Origin of the sequence: Achromobacter sp. ACM03 (genome assembly GCF_014851665.1) — a bacterium.
GTDB classification, from domain to species: domain Bacteria; phylum Pseudomonadota; class Gammaproteobacteria; order Burkholderiales; family Burkholderiaceae_B; genus Achromobacter; species Achromobacter aegrifaciens.
Genome location: NZ_JACVAD010000002.1, coordinates 1,445,729 through 1,457,731, shown reverse-complemented (window position 1 = coordinate 1,457,731; position 12,003 = coordinate 1,445,729). Strand labels below are relative to the sequence as shown.

General features: G+C 65.8%; 11 protein-coding genes. 6 read left to right on the top strand and 5 right to left on the bottom strand.

Going from position 1 to position 12,003, the window contains the following annotated elements; all coding sequences use genetic code 11:
* The first annotated feature begins 47 nt into the window (after positions 1–47).
* The 3 genes from IB257_RS14985 (at position 48) to IB257_RS14975 (ending at position 2,878) form a co-directional block, all read left to right on the top strand.
* Positions 48–1,241 carry an acyl-CoA dehydrogenase gene (locus IB257_RS14985; protein ID WP_054451413.1) on the top strand — a complete coding sequence of 398 codons (1,194 nt, stop codon included), beginning with the start codon at positions 48–50 and terminating at the stop codon, positions 1,239–1,241.
* 123 nt (positions 1,242–1,364) lie between these two features.
* Positions 1,365–1,718: a nuclear transport factor 2 family protein gene (locus IB257_RS14980; RefSeq protein ID WP_054451417.1), complete on the top strand. Its 354-nt coding sequence runs from the start codon at positions 1,365–1,367 to the stop codon at positions 1,716–1,718.
* A gap of 173 nt (positions 1,719–1,891) precedes the next feature.
* Positions 1,892–2,878, top strand: a complete 987-nt coding sequence (locus tag IB257_RS14975; protein WP_054451421.1) for a TRAP transporter substrate-binding protein — start codon at positions 1,892–1,894, stop codon at positions 2,876–2,878.
* Between the two features lie 10 nt (positions 2,879–2,888).
* On the opposite strand, the gene IB257_RS14970 is transcribed toward IB257_RS14975, so the two are convergent.
* From IB257_RS14970 to IB257_RS14950, 5 genes are all read right to left on the bottom strand, one after another.
* Complete coding sequence (locus IB257_RS14970; protein ID WP_054451423.1) at positions 2,889–3,332, bottom strand: MaoC family dehydratase; 444 nt, start codon at positions 3,330–3,332, stop codon at positions 2,889–2,891.
* A gap of 69 nt (positions 3,333–3,401) precedes the next feature.
* Positions 3,402–4,637: a benzoyl-CoA 2,3-epoxidase subunit BoxA gene (gene boxA / locus IB257_RS14965; RefSeq protein WP_192354045.1), complete on the bottom strand. Its 1,236-nt coding sequence runs from the start codon at positions 4,635–4,637 to the stop codon at positions 3,402–3,404.
* Positions 4,638–4,691: 54 nt separating this feature from the next.
* Positions 4,692–6,119 (bottom strand): benzoyl-CoA 2,3-epoxidase subunit BoxB, encoded by a 1,428-nt coding sequence (gene boxB / locus IB257_RS14960; RefSeq protein ID WP_054451425.1) that lies wholly within the window; start codon positions 6,117–6,119, stop codon positions 4,692–4,694.
* A gap of 58 nt (positions 6,120–6,177) precedes the next feature.
* Positions 6,178–7,836, bottom strand: a complete 1,659-nt coding sequence (gene boxC / locus IB257_RS14955) for a 2,3-epoxybenzoyl-CoA dihydrolase (RefSeq protein WP_054451427.1) — start codon at positions 7,834–7,836, stop codon at positions 6,178–6,180.
* 143 nt (positions 7,837–7,979) lie between these two features.
* Positions 7,980–8,888, bottom strand: a complete 909-nt coding sequence (locus IB257_RS14950) for a helix-turn-helix transcriptional regulator (RefSeq protein WP_042794737.1) — start codon at positions 8,886–8,888, stop codon at positions 7,980–7,982.
* Between the two features lie 176 nt (positions 8,889–9,064).
* On the opposite strand from IB257_RS14950, the gene IB257_RS14945 reads away from it, so the two are divergent.
* The 3 genes from IB257_RS14945 to IB257_RS14935 all read left to right on the top strand — a co-directional run bounded on the left by IB257_RS14945 (position 9,065) and on the right by IB257_RS14935 (position 11,989).
* Positions 9,065–9,535 carry a DUF4863 family protein gene (locus tag IB257_RS14945; RefSeq protein ID WP_054451429.1) on the top strand — a complete coding sequence of 157 codons (471 nt, stop codon included), beginning with the start codon at positions 9,065–9,067 and terminating at the stop codon, positions 9,533–9,535.
* 73 nt (positions 9,536–9,608) lie between these two features.
* Positions 9,609–11,168 (top strand): benzoate-CoA ligase family protein, encoded by a 1,560-nt coding sequence (locus IB257_RS14940; protein ID WP_192329093.1) that lies wholly within the window; start codon positions 9,609–9,611, stop codon positions 11,166–11,168.
* On the top strand, positions 11,165–11,989 hold the full coding sequence (locus IB257_RS14935; protein WP_192492493.1) for an alpha/beta fold hydrolase: 825 nt from the start codon (positions 11,165–11,167) through the stop codon (positions 11,987–11,989). The genes IB257_RS14940 and IB257_RS14935 overlap by 4 nt, the downstream gene beginning before the upstream one ends.
* Positions 11,990–12,003 lie beyond the last annotated feature (14 nt).

The following is a 12,003-nucleotide window of genomic DNA, read 5'->3' as shown; positions in this document are numbered from 1 at the left end:
TAGGTTTAAACTTTCTAGCATTCCGAAATCCATAGCGGAGACCCAGCATGTCCTCGAATCCTTCCTTTCACTGGCAAGACCCCCTGTTGCTGGACCAGCAACTGACCGAAGAAGAACGCATGGTGCGTGACGCAGCCTACGCCTATGCGCAGGACAAGCTCGCCCCGCGCGTTCTGAACGCGTTCCGCAACGAACAGACCGACCCGGCCATCTTCTCCGAAATGGGCGAACTGGGCCTGCTGGGCGCCACCATCCCCGTCGAATACGGCGGCGCCGGCCTGAACTACGTCAGCTACGGCCTGATCGCCCGCGAAGTCGAACGCATCGACTCCGGCTACCGCTCCATGATGAGCGTGCAGTCGTCCCTGGTGATGGTGCCCATCAACGAATTCGGCAGCGAAGCGCAAAAGCAGAAGTACCTGCCCAAGCTGGCTCGCGGCGAATGGATCGGCTGCTTCGGCCTGACCGAACCCAACCACGGCTCCGATCCCGGCGGCATGGAAACCCGCGCCGTCAAGACGTCCGACGGCTACAAGATTTCCGGCAACAAGATGTGGATCACCAACTCCCCCATCGCCGATGTCTTCGTGGTGTGGGCCAAGTGCGTCGGCGGCGACTTCGACGGCAAGATCCGCGGCTTCATCCTGGAAAAGGGCATGAAGGGCCTGTCGGCCCCGGCCATCCACGGCAAGGTCGGCCTGCGCGCCTCGATCACCGGCGAAATCGTCATGGACGAAGTGGAAGTGTCCGCCGACCAGATGATGCCCGGCGTGTCCGGCCTGAAGGGTCCGTTCACCTGCCTGAACTCCGCCCGCTACGGCATCGCCTGGGGCGCCGTCGGCGCCGCTGAAGCCTGCTGGCACACCGCCCGCCAGTACACGCTGGACCGCAAGCAATTCGGCCGCCCCCTGGCCGCCAACCAGCTGATCCAGAAGAAGCTGGCCGACATGCAGACCGAAATCACGCTGGCCCTGCAAGGCTGCCTGCGCCTGGGCCGCATGAAGGACGAAGGCACCGCCGCCGTCGAAATCACCTCCATCATGAAGCGCAACTCCTGCGGCAAGGCACTGGACATCGCCCGTCTGGCGCGCGACATGCTCGGCGGCAACGGCATCTCCGACGAGTTCGGCGTGGCCCGCCACCTGGTGAACCTGGAAGTGGTCAACACCTACGAAGGCACCCACGACGTGCACGCCCTGATCCTGGGCCGCGCGCAGACCGGCATCCAGGCGTTCTATTGATCGCTTGTTCGGTTCCGACGAAACCGCCCTACGGGGCGGTTTTTTTTCGCCCTGCACCGACGATCGGCAAGGTCTCCCAAATTTCGTTTACAACGTAAGTCCCCCCAAAAAAAGGAAGCACACATGACTCCGCGGCAACTGGTCGAAGAATGGGTCCTACGGTTCAATGCCGCCGATGCCGCTGGCCTGGCGGAGCTTTACGATGAAGCGGCGGTGAACCATCAGGTCACCCAGGAGCCCATCGTCGGACGCGAGGCCATACGCGCGATGTTTGAACGGGAGTTCGCCCAGGCCGACATGACCTGCATCGTGGAGACGATCCATGAAGCCGGCGAGGTTGCTGCCCTGGAATGGCGCGATCCCCTGGGACTGCGCGGCTGCGGATTCTTTACGGTGCGCGGCGGCAGGATCGTGTTCCAGCGGGGTTACTGGGACAAGCTGTCCTTCTTGAAGATGCACGGCCTGCCCATCCAGTAATTGCCGCCAGGCCGCTCTCGTCCCCGCAACAACCCGCGCATTGCCGAAAGCCCGTATAGGCGAGCCCTTGCACTCGCCGTACGCTTTGCAGCATCGGCCAGGCACAGGGCCGGGCGCTCCCGCGCCCTGCCGCGTGTCCCGACCAGGTTTCCCCCCGAGCCCAGGAGCCGCGCATGCAAGGCTGTCCCACCCTCCGCCTGATGACAGGCATTGCCATGGCGTTCATGGCCCATGGCGCCTACGCCGTCACCACCCTCACGATGGCCACCGAGTATCCGGCCACCTCCATGCCCGGACAAGGCGTATCCACGTTTGCCGAACTGGTCCGCGCCAAGACCGCGGGCAACGTGGTCATCGACGCCAGCTATGACGCGTCCAAGGGGATCAAGTCGGCCGACATGATCGATGCGGTGCAAGCGCGCAAGGTGGATGCGGGCGATGCCTTCGCCGGCGCACTGGCGGCCAAGTATCCCTTGTTCGGCGTGTCGTCCCTGCCGTTCCTGGCGGACTCGTTGTCCAAGGCGCGCAACCTGAACAAGGCCGCCCGCCCCGCCTACGAGAAGCTGCTGGCGGCGCATGGGCAGAAGCTGCTGTACACCACGCCGTGGCCGGCGTCCGGCATCTGGTCCAAGCAGAAGCTGGACAGCGTCGCGGCCTTGAAGAAGCTGAGCATCCGCACCTACGACGCCACGTCGCAGGACGTCATGCAGAAAGCCGGCGCCCGCGCGCAGAACATTTCCTTCGCGGATGCGATGCCGCTGATCGCCTCGGGCGAGGTGAACGCGGTACTGTCGTCAGGCGACGGCGGCGCGGGCCGCAAGCTCTGGGAGCACCTGCCCAACTTCGCGGAAATCAACTACGCGATGCCGATCTCGGTGGCGACGATGAACCTGCAGGCGTATCAGGCGCTGGATGCGCGCACGCGCCGCGCCATCGACCAGGCGGCGGCGCAGACCGAAACCGAACAATGGAAGCGCATCGACGGCCGCCTGCAGCAGAACTACGCCAACATGCGCAAGAACGGCGTGGCGATCAATACGTCGGTGCCGCTGCCCGTGCAGCGCGCGCTGAAGGATGCCGCGGCGGACTCGGTCAAGAACTGGAAGGCAGCAGCCGGTCCTGAAGCCGCCGCCATCCTGAAGCAGACAGGCAAGCGCTAGACGGCCAGCCTCAGTTTTCGCCGGACAGATCGAACAGGCTGGTCGCGTCCAGCTCCAGCACGCCTTCGTCGTGCTGGTTCAGGACCGTCCAGGCCCAGGTAATGATGCCCAGGTCGGGACGCGACGACGAGGTGCGCACGCCCTGCACGCGCGCTTCGAGGCGCAGGGTGTCGCCCGGACGCACCGGCGTGCGCCAGCGCACCTCGCCCAGGCCGGGCGAGCCGAAGGATTCGGAATCGTGCAGCGCCGCGTCCACGGCCATGCGCATCGCCAGCGCGCAGGTATGCCAGCCGCTGGCGATCAGGCCGCCCCAGCGCCCTTCGGAGGCACGCTTGGGATCGGTGTGGAACCACTGGGGATCGAACTTGCGTGCGAACTCCAGGATCTCGGCTTCCGTCAGGGTGACCGGACCGCCCTTGATGACCATGCCGTCCTTGAACTCGGCGAACTTCATTTTGTGGATTCCCCCCGCAAATGCAATCGGCGCGCCAGTGCGCGCCGATTGCCACGCATGTTTGTGGATTCAGTACGTTTCGAAATGCAGGCGCCCTTCGCGGCGCAATGCATCATGCAGGATAGACCAATCCTGGCCCGCTTGCACCGTCACATCGCGCAGGGCGTCCAGCACGCCTACTTCCATGCCCTTCAGCCCGCACACGTAGATGCAGGTATTGCGGTCCGCCAGCAGTTCCCGCACCGCGCCTGCGCGGTCGCGGATCAGGTCCTGCACGTAGCGCTTGGGTTGCCCGGCTTCGCGCGACAGCGCCAGGTTGATGTCGATGAAATCTCGCGGCAGCTTCATTAGCGGCCCGAAGTACGGCAGTTCACGCTCGGTGCGCGCGCCGAAGAACAGCAGCAGCTTGCCGTTTTCGCCGGTCTCGATGCGGCGGCGGTAGCGCTCCGTCATCGCGCGCATGGGCGCCGAACCCGTGCCGGTGCAGATCATGATGAGATTGGCGCGGGGGTGATTGGGCATCAGGAAGGTGTGGCCGAACGGCCCGATCACCTGCACCTTGTCGTTCTTGGCCAGGTCGCACAGGTAGTTCGAGCACACGCCATGCGCGGCGGCGCCCGCATGGTCCTCGGTGACGCGCTTTACGGTCAGCGAAAGATTGTTGTAGCCGGCCCGCTCGCCGTCGCGCGGACTGGCCAGCGAGTACTGGCGCGCGTGGTGCGCCCGGCCCTGCGCGTCCACGCCGGGCGGCAGGATGCCGATGGACTGCCCTTCCAGCACGGGAAACGGCAGCTCGCCGAAGTCGAGCACGATATGGTGGATGTCGCTTTCCGTGTCGGCGCCGGTCACGCGGTAGTTGCCGACCACGGTGGCCGTCATCGGCGTCTTGTGCGTGTACAGGTTGACGTATGGATGGGCGGCGGACCAGGGCGGGACCGTTGCGCCGGGCGCGGTGGACGGCGCGGGCGCGGCAGGCTGCGGCGTATCCGGCTCATCGCAGGCCGGCGCGGCGGCAGCCGTTTCCGGCAGCGCCTTCTCGCCCGGCAGTTCTTCCCAGCCCAGTTGTTCCTGCACGCCATAGGCTTCGGCGCGTACCATCAGCCGCCAGTTGTCGATCGCCCCCGTGGGGCAAGGCGGCACGCAGGCCATGCAGCCGTTGCAGATCTCGGGATCCACCACGTAGTTGTTCGAGTCGTGGGTGATCGCCTTGATCGGACAGGTTTCTTCGCAGGTATTGCAGCGGATGCAGATCTCGGGATCGATCAGGTGCTGCTTCAGGACTTCTGCTGGTAAGGGAGCGTTCATCTCGGTCTTCCCCATGCTCCGGTAGGCGGCCGTGAAAACAGCCGCCGCCCCGCTTTAGTTGAAACGGACGTACTCGAAATTCACCGGCTGGCGGTTGACGCCCATGACGGGCGGCGCGATCCAGTTGGCGAACTTGCCCGGCTCGGTGACGCGGCCCATCAGCGATGCAACGAAGGCGCGGTCCTCGGGCGTCGGCAGCCATTTGTGACTGTTGGCCTGCCATTGCGATTCGGACAGGATCTCGCCTTCGGGCGACATGCGGATGCCGGCCAGCGTGCCGATCTGGCGATTGAAGGCCTTGTGCGGCACTTGCAGCCGGAACGGCAGGCCGCTCTTTTCGATGACCTTGTTCCAGCGCCCGATTCCAGCGACCGAATCGCGGATGAAGTCGTCGCGCAGCACTTCGTTCAGGGCGTTCAGCATCGGCACCTCGATCTCGCGCAGCCTGCCGTTTTCCACGGTCAGCACGCGGTAGGTGTCGTTCTTCAGCTGGTGGTCGTCGGTGCGCTTGCTTTCCTCGTAGCGGCCCTTCAGGCCCGAACCGTAGAAAATGGCCGCATTGGAGGACTGATCCGCGCCGAACAGGTCGATGGTGACGCTGTAGTGGAAGTTGAGGTAGCGCTGGATGGTGGGCAGGTCGATCACGCCGGCCGCGCGCACCGCTTGCGGGTCATCGGTCTTGAGCTGGTTCATGACCTCGCAGGTGCGCTGGATGACGCGCGAGATGCCGGATTCGCCCACGAACATGTGGTGCGCTTCCTCGGTCAGCATGAACTTCGTGGTGCGCGCCAGCGGATCGAAGCTGGACTCCGCCAGCGCGCACAGCTGGAACTTGCCGTCGCGGTCGGTGAAATAGGTGAACATGTAGAAGGCCAGCCAATCGGGCGTCTTCTCGTTGAACGCGCCCAGGATGCGCGGATTGTCGGAATCCCCCGAGCTGCGCTGCAGGAGCGCGTCCGCCTCTTCGCGGCCATCGCGGCCGAAATAGCGGTGCAGCAGGTAGACCATGGCCCACAGGTGGCGGCCTTCCTCGACGTTGATCTGGAACAGGTTGCGCAAGTCGTACTGCGAGGGCGCGGTCAGGCCCAGGTGGCGCTGCTGCTCGATCGAGGCCGGTTCGGTGTCGCCCTGCGTGACGATGATGCGGCGCAGGTTGGCGCGGTGCTCGCCGGGCACATCCTGCCAGACGTCACGGCCCATGTTCTCGCCGAAATGGATCTTGCGCTGCCCGTCCTGCGGCGCCAGGAAGATACCCCAGCGGTAGTCCGGCATCTTGACGTGGTCGAAGTGCGCCCAGCCGTCGGGCTGCACACTGACCGCCGTGCGCAGATAGACGTCGAAGCCGTGGGAGCCGTCGGGCCCCATGTCCTGCCACCACTGCAGGTAGTTGGGCTGCCAATGCTCCAGCGCGCGCTGCAAGGTGCGGTCGCCGGACAGATTGACGTTGTTGGGGATCTTATCGGTGTAGTTGATTCCAGACATGTCTCGCTCCTGTTCCTTTGGGGTGGCCGCGTTCACGCGGCGCGGTGACGCGGGGCCGTCAGACCCGGTTCCAGTCGAATGCGGCTTGCTCGCCCTTGCCGTAGAGCTTGAGCGCGCCCTTGTCGCCGGCGGCGTTGGGGCGGTTGAAGATCCAGTTCTGCCAGGCCGTGAGGCGGCCGAAGATGCGGGTCTCCATCGTTTCCTGGCCGCCGAAGCGCAGGTTGGCTTCCAGCCCGGTCAGGGCGTCGGGCGACAGCGCGCGGCGCTCTTCCAGCATCATGCGCACTTCGTCGTCCCAATCGATGTTGTCCGGCGCATAGGTGACCAGGCCCAGCTCCAGCGCGTCGGTGGCGGACAGTTGCTGGCCGGCTCGCGCGCGCACCGCTTCCAGGGGCGCTTCCTCTTCATAGAAGCGGCGCTGCAGGCGGCTCTGGCCGTTGACCAGCGGATAGGCGCCGAAATTGCGCTCGCCCACCACGATCTGCGCGGGCGCGGATTCGTCTTCGTTGTCCAGCATGTAGCTGCGGTCGGCAGCCAGCGCCAGTTCGAGCAAGGTGCCTGCAAAGCAGGAGCCGGGTTCGATCAGCGCGAACAGGCTGCGCGAGGTCACGTCCAGGCGCGCCAAGGTGCGGCGCAGCATGCCGGCGGTTTCGCGCACGAACCAGTGGTCCGCATGCTGTTGGAGCGCGGCATCCGCGGCCAACACCAGCGCGGCGTCGCCTTCGGTCTTGATGATCCAGGTGCCGATGTCCAGTTCGTTGGTGCGCATCGACAGGATGGCATCGTCCAGTTCGCGCGCCATCTGCAGCGGCCACCAGGCCGCGCCGGCCGCGACGATGTCCTGCAGCTCGGTTTGCACCGCGCCCTCGGGCGCGCGCACCGTCCAGGTGGCCTGGCGCTTCTCGCGGTCCAACTTGATGTCCACATAGCGATAGGACAGGCCATCGGCGCTTTCCGTGCGCTGCACCGGCGTCAACGCGATGCCTTGCTCGCCTGCCGGGCGGTCGCTGCCCTGCGCCAGCGCCTGCGCGCGCTCACGCACGGCCTCCTCGAAGCGGGCCGGCTTGACCACTTCGTCCACCAGGCGCCAATCCTTGGCGCGCTGGCCGCGCACGCCCTCGACCAAGGTGCAGAAAATGTCGGCATGGTCGTGGCGCACCCGGCGCTTGTCGGTCACGCGGGTCAGGCCGCCGGTGCCGGGCAGCACGCCCAGCAGCGGCACCTCGGGCAGCGCGACCGCCGACGATCGGTCGTCGATCAGCATGATCTCGTCGCAGGCGAGCGCCAGCTCGTAGCCGCCCCCGGCGCAGGCGCCGTTGAGCGCGGCGATGAACTTCAGGCCGCTGTGGCGGCTGGAATCTTCAATGCCGTTGCGAGTTTCGTTGGTGAACTTGCAGAAGTTCACCTTCCAGGCGTGCGAGGACAGACCCAGCATGAAGATATTGGCGCCGGAACAGAAGATGCGGTCCTTCATGCTGGTCACGACCACGGTGCGCACTTCCGGGTGTTCGAAGCGGATGCGCTGCAAGGCGTCATGCAGTTCGATGTCCACCCCCAGGTCGTAGGAATTCAGCTTGAGCTTGTAGCCCGGACGCAGGCCACCGTCCTCGGCAACATCCATGGCCAGCGTGGCGACCGGGCCGTCGAAGCTCAAGCGCCAGTGGCGGTACTGCTCGGGATCGGTCCGGAAATCAACCCGGTTGAGGGTGCTGCTCATAGTGTGTCTCCTCGTACGCCTGCCAAAACAGGAAAAATACTGCACTACATGAATTATTGTGCAGATTAGAGGACAAAAAAAGCCCCGTCAAGCGGGGCATGCACAAAAATGCATATTGCCGGCGCTGCCGGCATCGAATCCAGCTATAGCGGCAGGCCGCAAGCCTTGCGCACCTGGGTGCGCAGGCCGGCAAAGCTCTCCTGCACGTCCAGGTTGCTGGTGACCCAGGTAAGGTCGGCCTTGGCGTAGAAGGCTTCGCGTCCGGCGAGGATGCGCTTGAGGTCCGCCATGGCCTCGTTGTTGCCCGACATGGGACGGAAATCCCCCTGCGCCATGACCCGGCCCATATGCTCCTCGGGCGTGGCGCGCAGCCATACCGTGTAGCAATGCGCCAGCAGCAGATTGAGGGTGGCGGGCTCGGACACCAGCCCGCCCGGCGTGGCCAACACCATTTCCGGGTAGATCTGCACGGCCTCTTCCAGCGCCCGCCGTTCGTAGCGGCGGTAGGCATTGGGGCCGTACAGATTGTGGATTTCCAGGATGCTGCAGCCGGCCACGCGCTCGATCTCGCGATTCAACTCCACGAACGGATAACCCAGGTCATCGGCCAGCATCTGGCCCAGCGTGGACTTGCCCGCGCCGCGCAGGCCGATCAGCGCCACGCGCTGGGTGCGGTTGGGGCGCTGCGCCCCCGCCCCTACGCCGAACAGCTGGGTCAGGGCCTCGCGCGCGCGCTGCAGGTCGGATTCCGTGCGGCCGCTGAGCAGCTCGCGGATCAGCAGCCAGTCGGGCGATTCGGTGGTGACGTCGCCCACCAATTCGGCCAGCGCGCAGTTGAAGGCGCGTGCGATCTGCAGCAACACCAGGATGGAGGCATTGCCCACCCCATGTTCCAGATTGGCCAGATGGCGCTCCGATACGCCAGTCACCTGCGACAGGCTCTTGCGGGTCATGCCGCGTATGGCCCGCAGGCGGCGCACCCGCTCGCCCAAGGCCACCAGGAACGCTTCCCGCCTGGGTTCGGATGGCGCCGCATCTAGCGCTTGATTCATGTTTACGTGACTCCGCAAAAACCCTGATTACCACGTTTTATGCACTATAGTGCTTGACCATAATCAATGGAAGCACTATTTTTCCATTCAATCAGTCCAAAGCGCCTCATGTGCAAAAAAGCAGCAGTCGATTTCATGTCGATTCTGAAGCGCCGACAGTGTAAAGGAGGAGCCCGGTGAGTACGCCTGATCAATTCCATGCCCTGATGCGCGAGGTCACGCGCCTGACGCAAGGCCAGCCGCTGGACGCGGCGCTGCAGGAAAGCCTGAACCGCGAGGCCGGCCCGCAAAGCGCCCTGTTCCAGGAGATCTACGCCACCTGTAGGCAGGGCGTGGCCGAAGGCTGGATGTGCAGCCGGGAAGGCGGCGGCATCCGCTACGGCCGCGTCATCAAGCCCGCGCCAGACCTGGCGGACTGCTCGGTGGACGTAGTGGACATGAACGATCTTGCCGGCCCGCACCACGCGCACCCCAATGGCGAGATCGACATGATCATGCCGCTGACCGAGGGCGCCCGCTTCGACGGCCACGGCGCCGGCTGGCTGGTCTACGGCCCCGGCAGCGCGCACAGCCCGACCGTGAGCGGCGGCCGCGCGCTGGTGCTGTATCTGCTGCCGGGCGGCGCCATCGAATTCACGCGCACCTGAGAGGCCCCGCCCCACCCGCCGCCAGAAAAACACACACAGCGCGGCTCCCCCCACAGGACATCAGGAGACAACCGTGAACGCCTGTCCCGACGAACTCAACTTCGCCAGCCACCTGGCGGCGCTCAATGCGCCGCGCGCCGCCAAGCCGGCCTACATCGACGACACGCGCCAGATCAGCTACGGCGAACTGGCGGAGCGGGTGGCGCGCATGGCCGGCGCGCTGCGCCAGCTGGGCCTGCGGCGCGAGGAGCGCATCCTGCTGCTGATGCAGGACACTGTCGACTGGCCGGTGGTATTCCTGGGCGCGCTGCATGCGGGCGTGGTGCCGGTGGCCGTGAACACCCTGCTTACCGCCGATGACTACGCTTACATCATTGGCCACAGCCGCGTGCGCGCCGTGTTCGTATCGGGCGCCTTGCTGCCGGTGGTGCAGACCGCGCTGGGGCAGGCCGCCGCCGATGTCGAACACCTGGTGGTTTCCCAGCCGGCCGGCGCCTTGCCCGAAGGCGGGCGCGAATTCGAATCGCTGCTGGCCGCCGCCCCGCTCGCGCCAGCGGCGCGCACCCTGTCCGACGAGATCGCTTTCTGGCTGTATTCGTCGGGCTCCACCGGCAAACCCAAGGGCGTGGTCCACACCCATGGCAACCTGTGGCACACGGCCGAACTCTATGCCAAGCCCGTGCTCGGCATCCGCGAGGACGACGTGGTGTTCTCGGCCGCCAAGCTGTTCTTCGCCTACGGCCTGGGCAATGGCCTGACCTTCCCCCTGTCCGTGGGCGCGACCGTCATCCTGATGGGCGAACGCCCCACGCCGCAAGCGGTCTTCAAACGCCTGACGCAGCATCGGCCCACCGTGTTCTACGGCGTGCCCACGCTGTACGCCAGCATGCTGGCCTCGCCCGACCTGCCGGCGCGCGAACAGGTCGCCATGCGCATCTGCACGTCCGCCGGCGAAGCCTTGCCGCGCGACATCGGCGAACGCTACACGCGCCACTTCGGCTGCGAGATCCTGGATGGCATCGGCTCCACCGAGATGCTGCACATCTTCATCTCCAACCAGACCGGGCAACTGCGCTACGGCACCACCGGCAAGCCCGTACCGGGCTATGAGGTGCAGTTGCGCGACGAGAACGGCGCCCCGGTGCCGCCCGGCGCCATCGGCGACCTCTACATCAAAGGCCCCAGCGCAGCCCTGATGTACTGGAACAACCGCGACAAGACGCGCCAGTGCTTCCTGGGCGACTGGCTCAAGAGCGGCGACAAGTACACCTGCGACGCGGACGGCTACTACACCTATGCCGGGCGCAGCGACGACATGATCAAGGTCAGCGGCCAGTACGTGTCGCCAGTGGAGGTCGAGAACATCCTGGTGCAGCACGAGGCCGTGCTGGAAGCGGCGGTGATCGGCGTGCCGGACCACGACGGGCTGGTCAAGACCAAGGCCTATGTGGTGCTGCGGCCCGGCTTCGAGCCCGACGCGCAGACCGGGGCCGCGCTGCAGAACTATGTGAAACAGCATCTGGCGCCGTTCAAGTATCCGCGCCAGATCAATTTCACGGAAGAACTGCCCAAGACGGCCACCGGGAAGATACAGCGCTTCCGCCTGCGCCAATTGGAAGAGGCCACGCTATGAGCGCCTGCGCCGTGGCCGAAACCGCGTTTGCCGAGTTCCATGCCGGCGGCCGCGACCTGCGCCTGGAATGCCGGTGGATCGGGTCCGACCGTTCCGGCGCCCCGCTGCTGGTCTTTCTGCACGAAGGGCTGGGTTCCGTGTCCATGTGGAAGGACTGGCCCGACCGCGTCTGTGCGGCAGCCGGCTGCCGTGGACTGGTGTATTCGCGCTATGGCTATGGGCAATCGACGCCGCGGCCGCCTGAAGAAAGGCGGCCGGTGGATTTCATGCACATCGAGGCGCGCGAGGTGCTGCCCGCGCTGTTGATCGCGCTGGGCGTGGACGCCCGGCGCGACAAGCCGGTGCTGTTCGGCCACAGCGACGGCGGCTCCATCGCCCTGCTGTATGCGGCCATGCATCCCGACGCGGTGGCCGGCGTGGTCGCCGCCGCGCCCCATATCCTGGTCGAAGACGTGTCGGTCGCCAGCATCGCGCAGGCGCGCCAGGCCTATCTGGACACGGACCTGCGCGCCCGGCTGGGGCGCTATCACGCGGACCCGGATTCGGCGTTCTGGGGCTGGAACGACATCTGGCTAGACCCGGCTTTCCGCCGCTGGAACCTGGACGAATACCTGCCCCGCATCGCCTGTCCCGTGCTTGCCATCCAGGGCGTGGACGACGAATACGGCAGCTTGGCGCAGATACGCGGCATACGCCGGCTCGCGCCCCAGACCGAACTGCTGGAACTGCCCGACTGCGGCCACTCGGCGCACAAGGACCAGCCAGCCCGCGTTATCCAGGCCGTCGCCAGCTTTATGGGCGGCCTGGAAAAACCCCGCTGACCACTGCGTCGGCC

Bases quoted from the DNA above. Each gene is read 5' to 3' on its own strand.
- IB257_RS14985 (WP_054451413.1), top strand. From the start codon at position 48: ATGTCCTCGAATCCTTCCTTTCACTGGCAAGACCCCCTGTTGCTGGAC.
- IB257_RS14980 (WP_054451417.1), top strand. From the start codon at position 1,365: ATGACTCCGCGGCAACTGGTCGAAGAATGGGTCCTACGGTTCAATGCC.
- IB257_RS14975 (WP_054451421.1), top strand. From the start codon at position 1,892: ATGCAAGGCTGTCCCACCCTCCGCCTGATGACAGGCATTGCCATGGCG.
- IB257_RS14970 (WP_054451423.1), bottom strand. From the start codon at position 3,332: ATGAAGTTCGCCGAGTTCAAGGACGGCATGGTCATCAAGGGCGGTCCG.
- boxA (WP_192354045.1), bottom strand. From the start codon at position 4,637: ATGAACGCTCCCTTACCAGCAGAAGTCCTGAAGCAGCACCTGATCGAT.
- boxB (WP_054451425.1), bottom strand. From the start codon at position 6,119: ATGTCTGGAATCAACTACACCGATAAGATCCCCAACAACGTCAATCTG.
- boxC (WP_054451427.1), bottom strand. From the start codon at position 7,836: ATGAGCAGCACCCTCAACCGGGTTGATTTCCGGACCGATCCCGAGCAG.
- IB257_RS14950 (WP_042794737.1), bottom strand. From the start codon at position 8,888: ATGAATCAAGCGCTAGATGCGGCGCCATCCGAACCCAGGCGGGAAGCG.
- IB257_RS14935 (WP_192492493.1), top strand. From the start codon at position 11,165: ATGAGCGCCTGCGCCGTGGCCGAAACCGCGTTTGCCGAGTTCCATGCC.